Origin of the sequence: Rhizobium sp. NXC24 (assembly GCF_002944315.1) — a bacterium.
In the GTDB taxonomy this organism is placed as follows: Bacteria; Pseudomonadota; Alphaproteobacteria; order Rhizobiales; family Rhizobiaceae; genus Rhizobium.
The window spans coordinates 265204-286599 of record NZ_CP024311.1 but is presented as its reverse complement, the minus strand read 5'-3'; the positions used below and the strand labels follow the sequence as shown (position 1 = coordinate 286599).

The following is a 21396-nucleotide window of genomic DNA, read 5'->3' as shown; positions in this document are numbered from 1 at the left end:
AAATTACAGCCCCGCGACGCTGCCGAAATCCGGCTGACCGATGGTCAGATCCATCTCGCGCTCGCGGAAAACGAGGTCCACCACTTCGCCACTCGGCGCGTAGCCGGAGACCAGCTTCTGCAGCAGGGTTCTTGCCTGCGGGATGTCGTTTTCATCCAGCGCTGCCTCAAGGGCCGCAAGCCTCTTTGACAGCTCCGACCAGTGCAGGAAATCTTCCTTGGCCCGCATGATGCGCGGATGGGTCGTCGCCTGCGGATTGTCGCCGATCAGCAGCTCTTCATAGAGTTTCTCGCCCGGCCTCAGGCCGGTGATCTCCAGCTCGATGTCGCCCTCCGGCTCATCCTGGTCCCTGACTGTCAGGCCGGACAATTCCACCATGCGGCGGGCAAGATCGGCAATGCGCACTGGTTCGCCCATGTCGAGCAGGAAGACGTCGCCGCCGCCGGACATGGCGCCGGCCTGGATGACGAGCTGCGATGCCTCGGGGATCGTCATGAAATAGCGGGTGATATCCGGATGCGTCAGCGTGATCGGACCGCCATCGCGGATCTGCTGGCGGAAGAGCGGCACGACCGAACCCGATGAACCCAGCACGTTGCCGAAACGGACCATGGCGAAATTCGTGCCCCCCACGCCGGGCTTGCGGTCCGCGTCCATGGCCTGCAGCACCATCTCCGCCAACCGCTTGCTGGCGCCCATGATGTTGGTCGGACGCACGGCCTTGTCGGTGCTGATCAGGACGAAATCCTCGACGCCGCAGTCGCGCGCCACTTCGGCTGTCGTCAGCGTTCCCAGCACGTTGTTGCGTATGCCTTCGACGGGATTGTATTCGACGAGCGGCACATGCTTGTAGGCGGCGGCGTGATAGACGGTTTTCGGCCGCCAAGCCTCCATGATCTGTCTGAGCCGTCGGCCATCGCGGATGGACGCCAGGAATGGAATGATGCGGATATCATCATAGCCAGCCGTCGCCGCCGATTTCTCCAGCTCGCCGTGAATGGCGTAGAGCCCGAATTCATTCTGCTCCACCAGCAGCAGGCAGGAGGGGCGGTTCTTCAGGATCTGACGGCAGAGTTCGCTGCCGATCGAGCCCCCGGCGCCGGTGACCATCACCACTTTGCTGCGGATATTTTTCTCGATCAGCGTGCGATCGGGCGCGATCACGTTGCGGCCGAGCAGGTCTTCGATATCAAGTTCGCGCAGGTCTGAGACCGCGACGCGCCCTTGGGCGAGAGCCGTCAGATCGGGCATGGTGCGCACGGTGACGCGCGCCTTGCGCATGCTTTCGAGAATTTCGTTGCGGCGCTGGCGCGTCGCGTTCGGCAGCGCCAGCAGCACGTCGCTGATCTCGCTCGAGACGCTCAAGGCAGACAGGTCGGCCGGATCATAAATGGGCAGGCCGCCCATGATGCTGCCATGCAGATGCTTGTCATCGTCGAGATAGCCCACGACATTCAGTTCGGCGCTGTTGGCGAGTGCACCGGCGAGCTGCCGCCCGGAAGAGCCGGCGCCGTAGATCAGCACCTTGGCCAGTTGATTGCGGTTCAACAGCCGCTGATAGGCGTTGCCGAGCCAGTAGCGCGTCCACATGCGCGACAAGCCGATGGCGATCAACAGCAGCAACGGCTGCAAGATGCCGACCGTGCGGGGTACGCCGGGCACGCTGATCGCGGTAAAAATGGTCATGAAGGCAAGCGCGTAGATCGCCACCGCCTTGACGACGGTCATGAAGGCCGACATGCCGGCATAGCGGAAGATGGCGCGATAGAGGCCAAGGACGATGAAGATCGGGATGGCAACGAGGAGCGAAACGATCGCCGGCAGCCACTCCACGCCTTCGAGAATGACCCAGTCATCCAAGCGGAGACAATAGGCGAACCAGACGGTCAGAACGCAGAGGCTGGCATCGACAATCAGCGCCAGGGCGCGTTTGGTCGAGCGTGGCAGCGCCAGGAACGGCAGGACGAGCTTATCCGCGGGTACCATGGGTCAATTTCCCCTGGCGCCGGTCAACGGAACAGCATACCGCTTCTCTCGCATAAATTGTCCCACCATGTATTGCACGGCACAGCAAGATTGTCTTTATGCCTTCATTAGCAAAATGCAATCACTCTCTGCATCAATTCACTTTTAGAACAGCGGACGCGCAATTGCATCCCCGATCTTGAAAGAGTCGCTTACAGCAGAGGTGGCGGCGAAGATCACTTCCCAAGATAGCCACGAACGACCGGATGCCGGAACAAGCCGGCGAGGATGGCAAAGGCTGCCCCGAGGCTCATGCCGAACAGCGCGCCGGCGATCAATCCGGCCACCATCATCACCTTTCGGCTCGGTCCATTCGCCGTCAGCGGCGGCTCGGCCTCGGAGATGACACGGATATTGTTCTGCGACAGGTCCTGCGCGTCGCTCGTCTGGCCGGAACGCTTCAGCAGCGCCTCGTAAACCTCGCGCGCAGCAGCCGCCTTGCGCTGCAACTCGTTCAGTCCGACCAGCTTGCCCGATGTATTGACCTGCGACGCCTTCTGCACCGCCAATTCCTTGGCGATATCCTGCTCGGCCTTCTGCGCCTGCTCGTAATCGGCGCGGGCCGACGTCGTCTGTCGCTGCAGCTCGCGGCGAATTTCCGCTGCGAGGCTGTCGAGCGAGGATTTGGCGGCAAGCAGGCGCGGATGGCGGGCACCGAGCTGGCTTTGCAGGCTGCCGACATTGGCGGCGAGCGCCGCATATTGCTGACGCAGACTGCTGAGCGATGTGGACGTTGCCGTCATGTTGGCCTGGGAGCCATTGGCAACGACGTCCTCGAAACTCAGTTTATTGGCAGCTTCGGCCCGTGCCTTCGCCTCGATCGTCTTTTGCTGTGCGGTCACCAGCATATCGTTCAGCGCAGTCAGGCGCTTGTCGGAGATCAGATTGCCTTCGACGGCGACCATATCATTATCGGCCCGGTAGAGCTCGACGGCCTTTTCGGCGTCAAGCACCTGCTGGCGCAGATCTTCAAGCCGACCATCCAGCGCGGTGCTGCTGGTGTGATAGCTGTTCGCCGCCGCCTTGCTCTCTTCCTCCATGAAGGAGGTAACAAGCTGGTTGGCGATCTTGGCCGACTTTTGCGGATCGCGCGTCGTGACCTTCAGCGACACGACATAGGTACTGGCCTCGCGGGCGATCAGCACTGCCTTCGCCAGCGTTGCGGTCGCCACGTATTTTGCCGCGTCGCCGGTCGCGCCGCCGTTGAATTGAGAATCCTGATCGAGCTTCAGCGCATCGACGACCCGGCCCAGCACCCTGCCGGAGGAAAGGATCTGGGTCTGGCTGTCGATCATCGTCAGGATCAGTTCCGGCGCAGTGGGCGCGGCCTGCGGACCATCGGAGCCCCCCACTTGGCGAGGATCGAAATAGAGGCTGGTTTCGGCCGTGAATTTCTGCGGCAGCAGCGGGATGATGCTGGCGCCGAGCACGGCCCCGACGCCTGCAAGCGCAAGAACCAGCAGCTTTTTCGCCCAGATCGACCGCACAGCCGAGCGCAAGTCGAGAAGCGGCGTATCGGCCGCGGGCATCCGCGCAGGCGAAACCGTTTGCGGCGTGACAACAACCACCGGCTCGGTGACTGGGGGGGGAGCGACAACGACCGGCTCCGCGACCGGCGGCGGCGCGGCTTCCGCTTTGCGTTCGAATTCGCGACGTACGTCATCGCGGGCGGCGATTATCCGCTCCGCCGGATCGACCGGCTTTTCGGCGGCAACGGGTTGAACCTCATGAACAAAGTCTCTCGGCCGCAGCACAGGGCTGCGTGAACGCAAGCCTTCGCGCCGTCCTTCGTACGGCTCGGTGCTGCGCCAACCCGGAAGTTGGCTCGATCGCTTGCTTCGTTCCAATGAGCTCATGTCAGACTTTCACGGGGTCCGCGCGCAGTCTCTGCGCCGCAGATGCCTGGAGTTTAGAAATGTTTGGCTAACGGAACATTAAGGACATTCCCAGGAAGTCCCTTGGTGGAGGCAGGCAGAGAGCCCGCCAAGCCCATCTCTTCATCAATATTCAACCGGGAGGTTCATATGAAACGGGCTCACTGGCGACGAGGAAGAACAGGAGCTCGCAATGACCGGACTCGTGAGGAGACTGCTGCGCCAAGCGCTCGCCGCAGCGGTTCTGCTCGCTTCGGCCGCAGAGACCGATGCAAGCTTTGACCCATCGCAGCTCTGCTATCGGGGCATCAACCTTTCCGGGGCCGAATATGGCGACCGCACCGGCGTGGTCGGCACCAACTATACCTATCCGTCGGAAGAAACGGTGCGCTATTTCGCCAGCAAGGGCATGAATGTTGTCCGCCTGCCGTTCCGCTGGGAGCGGCTGCAGCCGGTGCTTGGCCAGCCGTTGGACGGCGAAGAACTGCAGCGGCTCAGGGATGCCGTCGATCTCATCCAAGAGCATGGCATGGCCGTCGTCCTGGATCCGCACAATTTCGGCTATTACGACAAGGATCAACTCACACAGGCGCCTGCGACCGATCTCGCCTTCGGCGATTTCTGGGCGCGTCTCGCCGTCGAGTTTGCCAATCAGAAGGGCGTGTTCTTCGGCCTGATGAACGAGCCGCACGATATCAAGGCTCCCGATTGGCTGGAAGCCGCCAATACCGCGATACAGGGCATTCGTACGGTCGGCGCCCGCAACCTCATCCTCGTGCCCGGCACGAACTGGAGCGGCGCGCTCACCTGGGCTACCGACAGGATCGGCGGCGGCGCGAACGATACTGTCATGCTTGGCGTCAAGGACCCTCTCGATTTCTATGCATTCGAGTTTCATCAGTATCTCGATGCCGATAGTTCCGGTACGCATCCTGTCTGTGACGGCAGCGACCAGGCCAGACAAGGGTTGACCGACGTCACCGCCTGGCTGCGCAAGAACGGCAAGCGCGGCTTTCTCGGCGAATTCGGCGTGGCGGGAAACCAGCCCTGTCTTGACGGGCTAAAGCAGATTTTCGATGTCATGGCCGACAACAACGATGTCTGGCTCGGATGGACGTATTGGGCGGCCGGCGACTGGTGGCCGTCGCAGGAGCCGCTGAACGTGCAGCCGCGTGGCGGCAAGGACCGGCCGCAGATGAAGGTGATCGCTGCTGCCGTCGGTAAGAAAACGGTGATTGCGCCGGCCTGCGCCAGCGTCAAGCCGGCGGGCTGATCGGCGGAGACGAACGGGCGGATAGCGCTTTGTCGCGAATCACGGCGCTGCTATGGTTGCCCCGGCCGATGGACGCGGCAGCCCTGGACATTTCATGAAAACCCTCACGGACAAGCAGCGCATCGATTACCCGATCCTGGCGATCACACTGTTTTCGGTCCTCTACAATTGCATTCTCGCCTATATCAACCACAACATCACGCCGCTTGCCGTCTCGCATGTCGTGCTCTGCGAAGGCATGATGATGCTTTCCAGCGTCGCGTTCATTTTGAAGAAGGGCATCTATGAGGAGGATCTGCCGATCTTCCTCTTTCTGACATTCACGCTGATCATCACGATCTACATCACCGTGCTGAACCATGTGCCTTTCATCGACCAGTTCCGCAACGTGCTGATCATCGTCTCCTTCGCCGGCATCGGCAGTTGGGCGAGCGAGCGGACAGTGAAAATGGCTTTCCGCATCGGCTGTTTCTTCGTGCTGCTGTTTCTGGTCTGCGAGATCGTCAGCACGCCCTTCTATGTCAGCCTGTTCCATCCCGGCGAATATTTCGAGAATACCCGCGGCATCAAGCAGGCAAGCTTCAATAGTACCGGCCTGTTCGCCAACGCACTCGGTTTCCAGGGCCGCTTCTCCTTCGGCCTCATCGACCACCGGTCGTCGTCGATCTTCCTGGAGCAGGTGTCGCTCGCCAATTTCTGCGGCGTGATCGTCATCTATCTGCTCTCCTTCTGGCCGAAGCTCGGCAGGATCGACAAGGCGCTATTCGTTTCGACGGTGCTGCTCATCCTGCTCACCAACGATACGCGCACCATGCTGATCTTCTCCTGCATCAGCATCATCGGCTACTTCGTCTTCCCGAAGATTCCGAAGGCTTTCGATCTCATCCTGATGCCGCTGATCATCCTGATCGGCTTCTTCGTGCATTTCATGAAGCCGGATGAAATGGGCGACAATTTCACCGGCCGTATCGGCGTTACGGTCAAGAAGATGCTGGATCTCGATTTCCAGGCGATCCTCGGCCTGGATATTGCGCGTATCGGGGAATTCGCCGACAGCGGTTATGTCTACCTCATCTACGGTTCGACGATTTTTGGCCTGATCATGTTCTGGCTGTTCGTCTGCCTTTTTCCCGCCGGTGCAACCCCGGCGCAAAGACGGTGCGGTCATTCACTCTCTCTTTTCATTTTTCTGAATATGATGATCGGCGGTACGGCGATCTTTTCCATCAAAATCGCTGGCCTGCTCTGGCTGCTGATCGGTTACATGCGCGTTTCTGAAAAGCCGCGCATTGCCCGGACACAGCCGGCAAATGTGGATGGCAGCAGAGTGCCGGGCTGACTTGCTTCATGTCGGCCGAGGCCGCATGAGGATCGGGATGCTTGTACAGTTGCAGTATCTGCGCGCCATTGCTGCGCTGATGGTCGTCTATTTTCATTCAGTGCTGCAGGTACCGAAGGTCAATTCCGGCTTCGACTGGCAATTCCATCTCTTCGGCGAGACTGGCGTCGACATTTTCTTCGTCCTCAGCGGTTTCGTCATGTGGCTGACCACGGCAGGACGTGAAGTGCGCCCGCTCGACTTCTATCGCCGCCGCATCCAGCGCATCGTGCCGCTTTATTGGCTGGCGACACTGTTTTCCGCCGCCGTCGCTCTCGTCGCGCCATCGATCCTGAAATCGACGGTGTTCGACGTTCCCCACCTCGTCGCTTCGCTTCTATTCCTGCCCTGGCACAATGCTGCCGATCCCAGCCTCATCGCACCCGTCGTCGTGCCCGGCTGGACGCTGAACTATGAAATGTTCTTCTATTTCGTCTTCGGCCTGTTGCTGCTGGTGCGCGAAAAATGGCGGCTCCATGCCCTCTTCGGCACGATGACGGCGATCATCCTCGCCTGCCACCTGTTTCCGGTAGAAACGACCGCCACCACGGTCTATGGCGACCCGATCATCTATGAATTCCTGGCGGGCGTCGTTCTCGCCAAGCTTTATCTCGAAAAAGTGCTGCTGCCGCAGACGGTCGCCTGGCCGGCGCTGGTGGTCGGATTCGCCTTCCTGCTGATCAACGAGACGCTCTGCGATGCCAACATGCGCTCCTATATGTGGGGCATTCCGGCCGTCATTATTCTCTACTCGGCCGTCTCGATCGATTTTTCCAAGCTTCCCGTCATCGGCTGGTTGAGCTATCTCGGCGACGCGTCCTACAGCATCTACATCACCCATGCCTTCACGCTGGCATTTCTGCGCGTCGTCTGCGGCGTGCTGAAGATCGATATCATGGCGCATGGTCCGATCTTCGTCAGTTGCTGCATCGTCGGCTCGGCGATTGGCGGCGCGATCGTCCACGAGCTGACGACACCCAGCCGCTGGAGCAAGTGGAAAAAGAAGCAGGCCGCCATCGCCTGAGCCGTTTCTCATCGATCTGCAGCGGCTTTCCCTCAGAACGACGGGGATACGCGGCTGAAAGGCGCAATGGGAACGGAATTTTCCGCCGCCTATCTTAAGCTCTGTTGCGAGGAATGGGCGGGGAGCTTTCCCGTGCCTTTCGATTGCTATAAGCGAGCGGCGAAACGACGAGCCGCCTTACGAGGGAAGAAACATGAAGAGCTATGTTCTACGGGTATCCTGCAAATCGACGCGCGGGATCGTTGCGGCGATAGCGAATTATCTGGCCGACCAGGGCTGCAATATCGTCGACTCCAGCCAGTTCGACGATCTCGATACCGGCAAGTTCTTCATGCGGGTCTCCTTCATCTCCGAGGAAGGCGTCAAGCAGGAGGCATTGGTCGAAGGTTTCAAGCCGGTCGCCGAGAAATTCGAGATGGATGCCGAGATCTATGATGCCCAGAAGCGCATGAAGGTGCTCTTGATGGTGTCGCGCTTCGGCCATTGCCTCAACGACCTGCTCTATCGCTGGAAGATCGGCGCGCTGCCGATCGACATCGTCGGCGTCGTCTCCAACCATTTCGACTACCAGAAGGTGGTCGTCAACCACGACATCCCCTTCCACCACATCAAGGTGACGAAGGACAACAAGCCGCAGGCCGAAGCGCAACTGCTGGACCTCGTCGAGCAGACCGGCACCGAACTCATCGTGCTGGCCCGCTACATGCAGGTGCTGTCGGACGCCATGTGCAAGAAGATGTCGGGCAAGATCATCAACATCCACCATTCCTTCCTGCCGAGCTTCAAGGGCGCCAACCCGTACAAGCAGGCCTATGAGCGCGGCGTGAAGCTGATCGGGGCGACGGCACATTACGTCACCGGCGATCTCGACGAAGGTCCGATCATCGAGCAGGACACGGCCCGCATCACGCATGCGCAGTCGGCGGAAGACTATGTCTCGATCGGCCGCGATGTCGAAAGCCAGGTACTGGCGCGGGCCATCCATGCCCACATCCACTACCGCACCTTCCTCAACGGCAACCGCACCATCGTCTTCCCGGCAAGCCCCGGAAGCTATGCCTCGGAGCGGATGGGGTAAAAACACGCGGCTATGGGCAAGGGGCGCCGAATTCGCAAACCCGCGATCTGCGCCTCCATGTCCCTATTTCCTTTTCCCGCTAAATTGCGATTTAATGCGGCCGATATCGAATCGCTTGGAGGTTGCGGAGGAGGAAAATGCGATCATATCTGGAGAGAATCCTGCCGCTCTCGGCCCTTGCCATCCTTGTGAGCACACAGGTGTCAACGGCCGCAATGACCTCGGAAGAAGACCCTTCGAAGATCGATCTCGCCAAGCTGATCGAATGCACGACCTATGACGTGCCAAGCTATAATGGCTTTGCCATGTGGCTGACCGGACCGGAAAGCGATGAGGCAATGAGACGGTTCGGCATTACCGAGCAGCCGTCGACCAGCCTTCTGCTGCGGGAATTCAAGCTGGCAAAGCCGATCACCGTTTTCGGGCGACAGACCGACAGGATCGCGTTTGCTTCCTCCGGTCCGCTTGCACTGATCAACGAGGCCGATCCGCATCCGCTTGCCAAGGAGCTGGGCGTCACCGCTGCGGTCGACCGGTTCGACAAATATCTTGCCGAAAGGGAGATATTCTCCAAGAAGGAGCAGTTGGAGAATTCCGACACGGTCCTGCATTCGCGCATCGCCCTCGACGTCTCGACCGACATCTACCATCCCGGCAAGACGCTCGCCGGCTGCAGCTATTCAATCGAGGTTGAGTAGGGTCCGAACAAGACCGACTTTTGTGTATTCAAATGAACGCACAGCGCTCTTGAGCATCCCGCTTTCATGCAAATGAACGCATGGCGCTCTAGGCAGGCGTAATCGGGAGCCTATCTTTCGTCTTAACGTTAGATCACCCTATTCGTTTTCGGTGATTTTCTTTTGGACGGAATGGTTTAGTGTCGACGCAGATGAACCATCCGGGGGAGCCATGACCGACGCCGCGCTCGTCAATCGCATGCAACTGCCAAGACCGGATACCACGCCGGAAGCGGCGGCGGAGATCTTGCAGACGCATTACGGCCTGACCGGGACGGTTACCGAACTCGGCAGTCAGCAGGACCGCAACTACCGTATCGACGCGGGTGACAACAGCTACGTTCTGAAGATCTGCCGAACGGAATACGACACGGTCGAGCTGGAGGCGCAGAACGCCGCCATCCGCCATCTACATGCGAAACCCGATGCGCCGCGCGTGCCCAACATCGTGCCCTCGCTGAGCGGCCGGGATATTCTCGTCGTCACCATTCGCGAGCAGGATTATCTTGTCCGGCTGCTCAGCTATCTCCCCGGTCAATCGCTGACTCGGCGCAAGCATCTGCCCGTCGCCGCCGTTTCGGCGCTGGGTGCCCTTTCCGGCCGGCTCGCCCGTGACCTTGCCGATTTCGAACATCCCGGCCTCCACCGCAGCCTGCAATGGGACCTGCGCCGCGCCGGGCCGGTCGCCGTGCAGCTCCTGTCGGCGATATCGGATCACGAGGCGCGCGACCGCATCGCCAAGGCAATGGTCGCGGCCGTAAAGCGCATCCAGCCGCTTGCGAGCGGGCTTCGCGTGCAGCCCGTCCATCACGACGTCACCGGCGACAATGTCGTCAGTCATCCGGATGCGCATGGGCAGCCTATCCCGGATGGGGTGATCGATTTCGGCGACATCATCCAGGGCTGGGTGGTGGGCGACCTCGCCGTCACCTGCGCCTCGCTGCTTCACCACGCCGAAGGCGATCCCTTCTACATCCTCCCTGCCATCAAGGCCTATCACGCGATCTATCCGCTCGGGGAAGCCGAATTGAAGGCGCTCTGGCCGCTGATCGTCGCCCGCGCGGTGATTCTCGCCGCCAGCGGCGAGCAACAGCTCGCCATCGACCCCGACAATGATTACGTGCGCGGCAATCTCAAACTCGAGCGCGAGATTTTCGACGTTGCCACCGGCGCGCAGCCGGACGTGATGGAAGCGGCGATCCTCCGGGCCGCGGGCATGGATCTCGCTCCGCTCGCCACCGACGGCTGGTCCGTATTGCTGCCGGACATTGCATCGGATCACATCGCCGCCGTCGATCTTTCCGTGACCAGCCCGCATTTCGTCGACGGTAACTGGCTAAAGCCGGACATGGACTGGCGGTTGCTCGCCAAGGCGGCCATCGCTTCCGGCTCGGCTGCGACGCGCTACGGGGAATTCCGTCTGTCGCATGCCGATCTTCTCAGCATGACGCCGCCGCAGAATTTCGCGCTGCATAGCGATATCTGCCTGCCGGCCGGCACGACCGTCACCGCGCCCTTTGCCGGCCGCATCCAATGGCATGGCCAGCATCTCGTTCTGATTGGCGAAACCGTCAGCCTGCATCTCGACGGCGTCGAGTGCACGCTGGAAGAGGGCGCCGAGGTGGAACAAGGGGCGATCGTCGGCACGATCGGCAGCGAGGGCTCGGCCATCGGGGGACTGCGCGTGCAGCTCTGCCGCGTCCCGGGGATGGTGCCACCGCTCTTTGCCACAGCCCACCAGGCCGATGGCTGGTCGGCCGTCTGCCCCTCGCCCGCCATTCTCCTGAACGAGGCCTGCGAGGCGCCGCGGCTGGAGAGCGCCGCACTTCTCACGCAGCGCGAAGCGCATTTTGCCAGCCCGCAAAAGCATTATTACGACGTCCCGCCGCAGATCGAGCGCGGCTGGCATGAATTCGTGTTCGACACACAAGGCCGCACCTATCTCGACATGGTCAACAACGTGACCATGCTCGGCCATGCGCATCCGCGGCTGACGGCGGCCATCGAGCGGCAATGGTCACGGCTCAACACCAATTCCCGCTTCCACTATGCCGCCGTTGCCGAATTTTCTGAGCGTTTGGCAGCATTGGCGCCCGATGGTCTCGATAGCGTCTTTCTCGTCAACAGCGGTTCCGAGGCCAACGATCTCGCCATCCGGCTTGCCTGGGCGCATACGGGCAAGAAAAACATGCTGTGCCTGCTGGAGGCCTATCACGGCTGGACGCTGGCAAGCGATGCTGTCTCCACTTCCATTGCCGACAATCCGCAGGCGTTGACGACGCGACCGGACTGGATGCATCCGCTCGTTTCGCCCAATACCTATCGCGGCCCGTTCCGCGGTCCGGATTCGGCTGCGGACTACGTGGCCGGCGTTACGACCTTGCTGGAGACCATCGACGAGAAGGCCGAGGGTCTCGCCGGCTTCATCGCGGAAGCGGTCTACGGCAATGCCGGCGGCATTGCCCTGCCGCGCGGCTATCTCGCCGATGTCTACGCCGCCGTCCGGCAACGGGGCGGCCTCTGCATCGCCGACGAGGTGCAGGTGGGTTACGGCCGGCTCGGCCACCATTTCTGGGGCTTCGAGACCCAGGACGTCGTGCCCGATATCATCACCATCGCCAAGGGCATGGGCAACGGCCATCCGCTCGGCGCCGTCATCACCCGGCGGGAGATCGCCGAATCACTGGAGAAAGAGGGCTATTTCTTCTCCTCGGCCGGCGGCAGTCCGGTGAGCTCGGTTGTCGGCCTTACCGTGCTGGACATCATGAAGGACGAAGGCCTTCAGGAGAATGCTCGCATCATCGGCGACCACCTGAAGGCTGGGCTGATCGCGCTGATGGAGCATTTTCCGCTGATCGGCGCCGTGCACGGCATGGGCCTCTACCTCGGCGTCGAATTCGTCCGCGATCACGAGACGCTGACACCCGCCACGGAAGAGACGGCCGCTCTCTGCGAGCGGCTACTCGAGCTTGGCGTCATCATGCAGCCGACCGGCGATCACCTGAATGTGTTGAAGATAAAACCACCGCTTTGCCTCTCGGCGGAAAGCACCGATTTCTTCGTGAAAGCCCTGGAAAAGGCGCTGGAGGACGGCGTTTAGGGCCTGCCATCCCCGCCATTAACCATTGAGGAGATTTGGCGGCAAACCGATTTTTAATCTTCTCGGCCATTGTCGAATCTCGTTCCAATTCCTATTTGTGGGACGGTGATCGGCAATACCCTTCCGATACGGGAGGCTGCGCGGAGGTTGATACAGGCTTTCTCGTAGTTAGTCGGATACGGAATTTTATTTTCCCGATCGTCGATATTTTGACATCTTTCGGAATATGTTTCTGAAGATGGAATTGCTATTATCTACCAAGATTGTAGACAATAGAACACCAGATCGCAGGCCTCTCCCGTTGGGGCCTTACAAGTACAACACCAACTAAGGAAGTGACATGCTGAACTTTAAAGTCATCGCTTCGATCCTTGGGCGGTCCGTGCTTGGCCATGACCGCTCGGGCGCACTCTCCCGCCCGCGCTGTCGAATGTGACGTTCGTCCTCTTATCGGATTCAAACAGTCAATTCGCCATATCTGCGCCGCTAGGGCGCGGAGGGAGTATTTTTAATGAAAAAGCAAGTCATCGAATATGCTGGCGTTCCCGTCGGCATCGTTGTTCCGGATGAAGACCGGCTGAAGTTCATAGCCGTGAAATATCATGTCCATGATCTGGACGAGCAGCGTTTCAGAAGCGCGGATGAGGTCAAACTCGCCATCCGCGATCTCCTCGTCCGCCAACAGGCTAAGCCGATCCACGTTTGATGGATCGGCTCGGCTATTCCCCACCATCACCACACCACATCATCAGCCCTTGCTCTTCGAGCGTCGTTCGCTCCCTGGGTGGGGGTTGATCTTTTGTACCGGCCCATCGAAAGCCTCTCCGTCCGATCGCCACGGTCTCTCCGCCCTCATGGTGAGGCGCGCAGGCTGAAAGCCGGAGCCTTGAACCACGAGGGTCGGCCTCCACAGCACTCACCTTCGACAAACCCATCTTGTCTTTTCCCCCTCTTTGCGATCCTATCGCCATGACGACCTCGCGCTTTGAAAGGCGAAGGATTTTTCATTGGCTGATCTCCTCAATCTCCTAACCGATATCGAAGGCGTCGGCGTCGGTCATTGCACCGATCCTGCGCTAGGCTCCGGTGTCACAGCCATCATCTTCGATGAACCGGCAGTCGCCTCCTGTTCCGTGCTCGGCGGTGCGCCGGGCGGACGCGACACGGCATTGCTCGATCCGGCGATGACGGTGGGCGTAGTCGACGGGCTGGTGCTGTCGGGCGGCTCAGCCTTCGGTCTCGATGCGGCGGGCGGCGTGCAGGCGGGCCTGCGCGACATCGGCCGCGGCCTGCAGGTCGGCAGCGCGCGCGTGCCGCTGGTGCCGCAGGCGATCCTCTTCGATCTCATCAATGGCGGCGACAAGGATTGGGGCCTGCATTCGCCCTATCGCGACATGGGTTACGCCGCCTTCAAGGCCGCAGGCAAGGGTGCCTTCCCGCTCGGCACGGTCGGTGCCGGCACGGGTGCGACGACGGCGACGGTCAAGGGCGGCCTCGGCTCGGCCAGCGCCGTCAGCAGCCAGGGACATAGGATCGCGGCCATCGTCGCCGTCAATGCGCTGGGCTCGGCCACCATCGGCGAAGGACCGCATTTCTGGGCCGCTCCCTTCGAGATCGGCGGGGAATTCGGCGGTCTCGGCATGCCCGAAACCATCGACGTCCGACTGCGGCTGAAGGGCGCGAATGTTACGGCAACAACGATCGGCGCCATCGTCACCGATGCTGCGTTGACCAAGGCGGAAGCGCATCGGCTGTCGATCTGCGGCCATGACGGTTTTGCCCGCGCGCTGTTGCCCACGCATCTGCCGCTCGACGGCGACACGGTGTTTGCCGCTTCGACCGGCAAACATCAGAGAGACGACCTGCTGAGCTTCATGGAACTCTGCCATCTCGCCACCCTCGTTATGGCGCGTGCCATTGCCCGCGGCGTCTACGAAGCAACGGCGCTGGCCGTCGCAGGCGCGCTGCCGGCCTGGCGGGACCGCTTTCCGGACCGGATAATTTAGCCATTTCGGGACCGCGCCGGGCATGCGCAGCACAAATTTTCGCAATTGTGTGTGCGCTTGCGAGATGACACTATTTCAAAAAAATGGCCTTGCCGGAGGGAAAACCGGCATCGGGAGCCGGAGCAAGGGAATTGAGATGACCAAGTTTTCGAGTTCAGACCTGGGCGATTATGCGCGCCGTCTTGCCTGCGGCGCCACGCTGTCGGCCGGGCTGCTGATACTGGGCATAGCGCCGGCGGAAGCGGCCAAGACGACGCTGAACATCGGCATGAGCGTCGAACCCACCGGCCTCGATCCGACAATCGCCGCACCCGTCGCCATTGGTCAGGTGACTTGGCAGAACATCTTCGAAGGGCTCGTCGCTATCGACGAGAGCGGCAAGATCGTGCCGCAGCTTGCGAAAAGCTGGGAAATCTCTCCCGACGGGCTAACCTACACATTCAAGCTGCAAACCGGCGTCAAGTTTCACGACGGCGAGGCCTTCGATTCGACGGCGGCGAAATTCGCACTCGATCGCGCCCGTGACGGCAAATCCATCAATCCGCAGAAACGCTTCTTTGCAACCATCGCCTCGATCGACACGCCGGACCCGGAAACGCTGGTGCTGCATCTCTCTTCGCCGACGGGCAGCCTGCTCTACTGGCTCGCCTGGCCCTCCTCCGTCATGGTCGGCCCGAAGTCTGCTGCCGACGACAAGACGACGCCTGTTGGTACCGGCCCGTTCAAATTCTCGGCCTGGGCCAAGGGCGACCATGTGGAGCTCCTAAAGAACCCGGATTACTGGAACAAATCCGTCGACGTGAAGCTCGACAAGGTGACCTTCCGCTTCATTTCCGATCCGCAGGCGGAAGCGGCAGCCCTGAAGGCCGGCGATCTCGACGCCTTTCCGGAATTCGCGGCACCGGAGCTGATGAGCTCTTTCGACGGCGACGCGCGGCTGATGACCAAGGTCGGCAATACCGAACTCAAAGTCGTCGCCGGCATGAACAATACGCGCAAACCCTTCGACGATAAGCGGGTGCGCCAGGCCCTGATGATGGCACTTGACCGCAAGACGATCATCGACGGCGCCTGGTCCGGTTTCGGCACGGCGATCGGCAGCCACTACACGCCGAACGACCCGGGATATCAGGAGCTGACGGGGACGCTGCCTTATGACCCCGCAAAGGCCAAGGCGCTGCTGGCCGAGGCCGGCTATCCGAATGGCTTCACCTTCACCATCAAGACGCCGCAGATGGCCTATGCGCCGCGTAGCGCCCAGGTGATGCAGGCGATGTTTGCCGATATCGGCGTCACCATGAATATCGAGCCGACGGAATTTCCGGCAAAATGGGTGCAGGACGTCTTCACCGGCCACGACTACGACATGACCATCGTCGCCCATGCCGAGCCGCTGGACATCGACATCTATTCGCGCGACCCCTATTATTTCAATTATAAGAACCCGGTCTTCAACGAGCTGATGAAGAAGATCCAGCTAACCGCCGATCCGGCCGCGCAGAACAAGCTCTACGGCGAGGCGCAGACGATCCTGGCCGAGGATGCCCCCGCGCTCTTCCTCTTCGTCATGCCGAAGCTCGGGGTCTGGGACAAGAAGCTGAAGGGGCTTTGGGAGAACGAGCCGATCCCCTCGAATGTCTTGACCAACGTCTCCTGGGAAGACTGATCTCTTCGGTTCCGCACAGACAGCAGGGCGGATCACCTCGCCCGCTGTCGAATGTTTCGATGCTGGAGCCGATCCGGCGATGGGCATGCAATGATCGTACTTCTTACCCGCCGGATCACAGGTCTTATCCTGACCCTGATCGCCGTTTCGTTGCTGATCTTTGCGGTGATGGCCCTGCTGCCGGGCGATCCCGCCGCCATCACGCTCGGCACCTCGGCCTCGCCGGAGACGCTTGCCGCGCTGCGACACGACATGGGCCTCGATCAGCCATTGATCGTCCGCTACGGCCAATGGCTTGGCGGCGCGCTGACTGGCGATCTCGGCAAGTCCTATACTTATGGTGTGCCGGTCGCCGGCCTCATCGTCGAGCGGCTGGCCGTAACATTGCCGCTTGCCATCCTCGCCATCATTCTTTCCATCCTCATCGCCGTGCCGCTCGGCGTGGCGGCCGCCGCCCGGCGCGGCGGCATATTCGATATTATCGCCACGCTGTTTTCGCAGATGAGCATCGCCGTGCCCGGCTTTTGGGTGGGCCTGCTGTTGATCCTGCTGTTTTCCACCTCGCTCGGCTTAATGCCGGCGGGAGGATTTCCCGGTTGGAGCGATGGCCTGGGACCGGCACTCCGGGCGCTGATCCTGCCGGCGGTGGCATTGGCTCTGCCGCAGGCAGGTGTGCTGACACGGGTCACTCGTTCGACCGTGCTCGACACGCTGCATGAGGATTTCGCCCGCACGGCGGTCGCCAAGGGCCTGTCAAGCGGTGCCGTTCTCTGGGGCCATATCGTGCCGAACGCCCTGGTGCCGATACTGACCATCCTCGGCCTGCAATTCACCTTCCTTGTCGCTGGTGCCGTGCTGATCGAGAACGTCTTCAACCTGCCGGGTCTCGGACGGCTCGCCTATCAGGCGCTCAGCCAGCGCGACATCGTCGTCATGCAGGATGTCGTGCTGTTTTTTGCCGCCCTCGTCATCATCATGAATTTCCTGGTCGATCTCTCCTTTCTGGTCATCGACCCCAGACTTCGCAGCGGAGGCGCGCGATGATTACGGTCGAAACCGTCGCCCCCGCTCCTCCCCGCCGCTCCCGGTTCCGCGCCCTGCGCCGCGCCAATCTGATCGTCGGCGCCATCATCATTCTTTCGCTCGTCGGCGTCGCGATCCTGTCCCTCTTCTGGACGCCGGTGCCGCCCGCGAAAATGCAGATCATCCATAAGCTGCAGCCTCCTTTCGGCTTCGGCCTTCTGGGCACCGACCAGCTCGGCCATGACGTGCTGTCGATGCTGATGGTCGGCTGCTGGAATTCGCTGTCGATCTCAGTGTCGGCGGTCGCGATCGGCGGCACGATCGGGACGGTGATCGGCATTGCCGCTGCCGCTCAGCGCGGATTGTTCGAATCGCTCGTTATGCGCACCTGCGACGTGATCTTCGCATTGCCGCCAATCCTTTCGGCCATGATCCTCGGCGCCTTTCTCGGTACCGGACGCTTTACCGCCATCACCGCCATTGCCACCTTCATGGTTCCTGTCTTTGCCCGCGTGGCGCTTAGTTCGGCGCTGCAGGCCTGGAGCAGGGATTACGTGCTGGCGGCGCGCGCCCTCGGCAATACGCACCTGTCGATCACCATGCGGCATGTGCTGCCGAACATCATGGGCATCATCATCGTCCAGGCGAGCATCCAGCTCGGCCTGGCGATCCTGACCGAAGCCGGCTTGAGCTTCCTCGGCCTCGGCGTGCCGCCGCCGGCGCCGACCTGGGGGCGGATGCTGGCGGAAGCGCAGACCTATCTTGGACAAGCGCCCTGGCTCGCCATCCTGCCGGGCCTAGCGATTGCACTCTGCGTCCTCGGCTTCAACTTGCTTGGCGACGGCCTGCGCGATCTTCTCGATCCACGCGCGGCACGCCGCTAAAGCAATTCCAGGAAAAGTGCGGAGCGGTTTTCCGTCCGGAATGCGTAAAAACAAAAGGATAGAGCGGGAAAGCGATTCCGTTAAACGCTGAACCGCTCTAACTTCGACATACGAAGAGAATGGACCATGACCGAAGCGACCGATCTTTCCATCCGCCAACTCCTTCGGAAATTTTCCGAAAAGAGCCTTTCGCCGAGTGAATACTGGCTGGCGCTGGAGAAACATATCGAGGCGTGGGAGCCGACGATCGCCGCACTCTACGCCTATGAGCCGGAAGTGGCGCGCCGGAAGGCGGCCGCCTCGACCGAACGTTGGGCGAAGGGCGCGCCGCTCGGAGCACTGGACGGCATTCCGGTGACCCTCAAGGAGCTGATCGCCACCAAGGGCCAGCCGGTGCCGCTCGGCACGGCCGCCGTCGAACTCATTCCCGCCGCCGAGGATGCGCCGGTCGCAGCTCGCCTGCGCGAAGATGGCGCGGTGATCTTCGCCAAAACCACCTGCCCGGACTACGGCATGCTGTCCTCCGGTCTTTCCAGCTTCCACAAACTCAGCCGCAATCCCTGGGATCCGACCCAGAATCCTGGTGGGTCCAGTGCCGGCGCCTCGGCGGCGGCGGCTGCCGGCTACGGGCCGTTGCACATCGGCACGGATATCGGCGGCTCGGTGCGCCTGCCGGCAGGCTGGACCGGCATTTTCGGCTTCAAGCCAAGCCATGGCCGCATTCCGGTCGATCCCTATTATGTCGGCCGCTGCGCCGGGCCAATGGCCCGCACGGTCGAGGACGCCGCCTTTTCCATGGCCACGCTCTCGCGGCCCGATTGGCGCGATGGCACCAGCCTGCCGCCGAACGAGATCGACTGGATGGATCTCGATATCGATGTGCGCGGGCTGAAGATCGGCCTGATGCTCGATGCCGGCTGCGGCCTGCCCGCCGATGCCGAGGTGCGCGATGCGGTTGTCGCCGCCGCCAAGCGCTTCGAAGAAGCGGGCGCTACGATTATCGACGTCGCGCCGGTGCTGACAAAGCAGATGCTGGATGGGCTGGATGTCTTCTGGCGAGCGCGTTTCTGGAGCGATATCATGGGATTGAGCGAGGAGCGCCGCGACCTGATCCTGCCCTATATCTACACATGGGCGAAGGGCGGTGCCGATATCAGCGGTGTCGAAGCGGTGCGCGGTTTCAACCAGACGATCGAGATGCGCAGAAGTTGCGGCAAGCTGTTTACCGAGGTCGATGCGCTGCTATCGCCCACCAACCCGATTGTCTCCTATCCGGCCGATTGGGCCTCCCCCACCAACGATCCGGCCCTGCCCTTCGAGCACATCGCCTTTACCGTTCCCTGGAACATGTCGGAGCAGCCGGCCTCATCGATCAATTGCGGCTTCTCCCGCTCCGGCATGCCGATCGGACTGCAAATCGTCGGTCCGCGTTTTGGCGACATGCTGGTGCTGAAACTCTCGAAGGCGTTCGAAACCTGGACCGGCGGGGTCACGAACTGGCCGAAGCCACCTGCTCCCTGACCGGCGCGTACCGCGCGACCTCTCCCCGCTGGGGCAAGGGTGAAGGCCTACAGCCGGGCCGCACCTTTCTCCTCGACATCGGCGCCAAGCTGCCGCAAGGCCTTTTCGATGACATGCAGGTCATCCTGTAGGCCGTCATCTATACTCATCATGCTGGCGCTGCCGGCGCGCTGGATGCCGCGAGTTTCGCTCCGCAGCTCACGCAGCCGATCGATCTTGCGACTGCGCCTCAGATGGCTGTCGTGGAGGATATCCCTGATCACCTGTTCCATGGCCGTGATCGGCATGATGCTTCTCCTCTCGAACAAGAAGGTGTTCAATCGAGGAAATAACGGTTTAGATTCAGACCAGTTCCGACCGGCTCTCAGCCCTGCAGGCGGCGGTAGCCTGTCGGTTGCTCATAGAGCCAGCCGATGCGCTCGACGGCGGCGGCAAAATCTTCGCGTGCCGTGGTCATCGTATGGCCGTTGGCATGCACGATGGTTTTCTCGTCTTCCATGATGGCCACATGGCCCTTCCAGAAGACGAAATCGCCGCGGCGCAATTCCTCACGCGTAATCGGTTCGCCGAGGCCAGCCGCCTGCATGTCCGCATCGCGCGGCGCGTCGCGGCCCGTCATCAACAATGCGAGCTGCACGAGGCCGGAGCAATCGATACCGAGACCGGACCGGCCGCCCCAGAGATAGGGGGTTTCCAGGAAGCGCAAGGCGACATCGACATAGTCGCCGCCATCATTGTAACCGATCGGCTGGACATGCTTGGCGAAGATGGCCGCGCCGTCTTCAAGGACGACATAATGGTTCCCCCGCGTCTCGGCCGTGCCGGTGACGCGCACGCGGCTGCCCATGGAGAGGATATCCGCGTGGGGTTTGCGCAGTTCCGGCTCGGGATAGAGAAACGTCCGCTGCGTCACGACGACATGCGTGGGTGCGGCCTGTTCCGTCAGGATCGTTTTTTCGGGAAGATAGCCAACATAGCCGTCCGACACCGCTTTCACCCAGCACCAGCCATCCTTGCGCTCGAAGACATCGACCTCTTCGCCGAACAAAAGCTCGGTGTCGATGCCGCGCGCCAGATCCGGCTGCGGGCGAAGGGCGGCGACGGGATCGACGACCTGCGCTCTGGTGCCCTCGACAAAACGGCCGGCTTCGACCTTGCCCCGAAGGGAGGCCTCGGCAAGATCGGGCCGAAAGGCATTGAGACGGCGGTCGAGCATCATGAACATGGTCCTCTAGAGCAATTCCAGGAAAAGTGCGTAGAGGTTTTCCGTCCGGAATTGCGTGAAAACAAAGAGATAGAGCAGTTCAGCGATTCCGTGAAGCGCTGAACTGCTCTAGACGGATAGTTTGCGGCCTTGCTCGATGACGAGATCACCGAGCTTTTCCAGATAGAGCGCGCCTGCGACAGTGCGCTTGATGATGACGTTGCGGCGATCACGCTCGTCGCGGACGCGGTCGACCAGCCCCATCTCGCCCATGGTGTCGAGCGCACGGGTGATGACCGGCTTGGTAACGCCGAGCGTTGCGGCGAGCCCTCGCACCGTATGCGGTGGCGGCACGAGGTAGATCTGCAGGAGGATCGCCATCTGCCGAAGCGTCAAGTCATGACCCTCGCGACGCACCTGCTCGAGCGCCACGCCTTGCCAGAGGCCGAGAGCCTGCGAGGCAGAGAGTTCAAGCGGCAAAGGCAACCTCGAAGATCGTTACGCTACCGTTTCAGTCTCGGCCAAGATCATGGCGGTTTCAAGGGGAATTCGCCAACCCTTCTCCCCGTAATGCGGGGAGAAGGGTTGCAGCACATTCGGGCC

The 21396-nt window shown here is 61.3% G+C and carries 17 protein-coding genes; 12 read left to right on the top strand and 5 right to left on the bottom strand.

Features of this window, described 5'->3' with window-relative positions; all coding sequences use genetic code 11:
- Positions 1-3: 3 nt before the first annotated feature.
- Both NXC24_RS01395 and NXC24_RS01390 read right to left on the bottom strand, forming a co-directional pair.
- A complete protein-coding gene (locus NXC24_RS01395; RefSeq protein WP_104821667.1) occupies positions 4-1986 on the bottom strand; it encodes a nucleoside-diphosphate sugar epimerase/dehydratase in 1983 nt (660 codons plus the stop codon).
- 215 nt (positions 1987-2201) lie between these two features.
- The gene (locus NXC24_RS01390) at positions 2202-3881 is read right to left on the bottom strand and encodes a GumC family protein (RefSeq protein ID WP_104821666.1); all 1680 of its coding nucleotides are present in this window, start codon (positions 3879-3881) and stop codon (positions 2202-2204) included.
- Positions 3882-4092: 211 nt separating this feature from the next.
- Between NXC24_RS01390 and NXC24_RS01385 the strand changes: the two genes are divergently transcribed.
- The 12 genes from NXC24_RS01385 to NXC24_RS01330 all read left to right on the top strand — a co-directional run bounded on the left by NXC24_RS01385 (position 4093) and on the right by NXC24_RS01330 (position 19589).
- A complete protein-coding gene (locus NXC24_RS01385) occupies positions 4093-5172 on the top strand; it encodes a glycoside hydrolase family 5 protein (protein ID WP_104821665.1) in 1080 nt (359 codons plus the stop codon).
- A gap of 94 nt (positions 5173-5266) precedes the next feature.
- Positions 5267-6511, top strand: a complete 1245-nt coding sequence (locus tag NXC24_RS01380; RefSeq protein ID WP_104824948.1) for a hypothetical protein — start codon at positions 5267-5269, stop codon at positions 6509-6511.
- A 37-nt stretch (positions 6512-6548) separates the two neighbouring features.
- Positions 6549-7574 carry an acyltransferase gene (locus NXC24_RS01375; RefSeq protein WP_104821664.1) on the top strand — a complete coding sequence of 342 codons (1026 nt, stop codon included), beginning with the start codon at positions 6549-6551 and terminating at the stop codon, positions 7572-7574.
- Between the two features lie 193 nt (positions 7575-7767).
- Complete coding sequence (gene purU, locus NXC24_RS01370; protein ID WP_104821663.1) at positions 7768-8652, top strand: formyltetrahydrofolate deformylase; 885 nt, start codon at positions 7768-7770, stop codon at positions 8650-8652.
- Positions 8653-8789: 137 nt separating this feature from the next.
- A complete protein-coding gene (locus tag NXC24_RS01365) occupies positions 8790-9350 on the top strand; it encodes a hypothetical protein (protein WP_104821662.1) in 561 nt (186 codons plus the stop codon).
- A gap of 211 nt (positions 9351-9561) precedes the next feature.
- Positions 9562-12489, top strand: a complete 2928-nt coding sequence (locus NXC24_RS01360; protein ID WP_104821661.1) for an aminotransferase — start codon at positions 9562-9564, stop codon at positions 12487-12489.
- Between the two features lie 511 nt (positions 12490-13000).
- A complete protein-coding gene (locus tag NXC24_RS01355; RefSeq protein WP_104821660.1) occupies positions 13001-13195 on the top strand; it encodes a hypothetical protein in 195 nt (64 codons plus the stop codon).
- 301 nt (positions 13196-13496) lie between these two features.
- Positions 13497-14495 (top strand): P1 family peptidase, encoded by a 999-nt coding sequence (locus NXC24_RS01350; RefSeq protein ID WP_104821659.1) that lies wholly within the window; start codon positions 13497-13499, stop codon positions 14493-14495.
- A 136-nt stretch (positions 14496-14631) separates the two neighbouring features.
- Entirely contained in the window at positions 14632-16161 is a 1530-nt protein-coding gene (locus NXC24_RS01345) for an ABC transporter substrate-binding protein (protein ID WP_104821658.1), read from the top strand.
- Between the two features lie 90 nt (positions 16162-16251).
- Positions 16252-17205, top strand: coding sequence for an ABC transporter permease (locus NXC24_RS01340; RefSeq protein ID WP_104821657.1), 954 nt, complete (start codon positions 16252-16254; stop codon positions 17203-17205).
- Positions 17202-18068: an ABC transporter permease gene (locus tag NXC24_RS01335; RefSeq protein WP_104821656.1), complete on the top strand. Its 867-nt coding sequence runs from the start codon at positions 17202-17204 to the stop codon at positions 18066-18068. Before NXC24_RS01340 ends, NXC24_RS01335 begins: the two co-directional genes overlap by 4 nt.
- A 126-nt stretch (positions 18069-18194) precedes the next feature.
- Entirely contained in the window at positions 18195-19589 is a 1395-nt protein-coding gene (locus NXC24_RS01330; RefSeq protein WP_104821655.1) for an amidase, read from the top strand.
- 47 nt (positions 19590-19636) lie between these two features.
- Here the strand turns inward: NXC24_RS01330 and NXC24_RS01325 are convergent, their stop codons facing one another.
- From NXC24_RS01325 to NXC24_RS01315, 3 genes are all read right to left on the bottom strand, one after another.
- Complete coding sequence (locus NXC24_RS01325) at positions 19637-19876, bottom strand: hypothetical protein (protein ID WP_104821654.1); 240 nt, start codon at positions 19874-19876, stop codon at positions 19637-19639.
- Between the two features lie 77 nt (positions 19877-19953).
- Positions 19954-20808 carry an NlpC/P60 family protein gene (locus tag NXC24_RS01320; RefSeq protein ID WP_104824947.1) on the bottom strand — a complete coding sequence of 285 codons (855 nt, stop codon included), beginning with the start codon at positions 20806-20808 and terminating at the stop codon, positions 19954-19956.
- Between the two features lie 114 nt (positions 20809-20922).
- On the bottom strand, positions 20923-21273 hold the full coding sequence (locus NXC24_RS01315; protein WP_104821653.1) for a MarR family winged helix-turn-helix transcriptional regulator: 351 nt from the start codon (positions 21271-21273) through the stop codon (positions 20923-20925).
- Between the last annotated feature and the right edge of the window lie 123 nt (positions 21274-21396).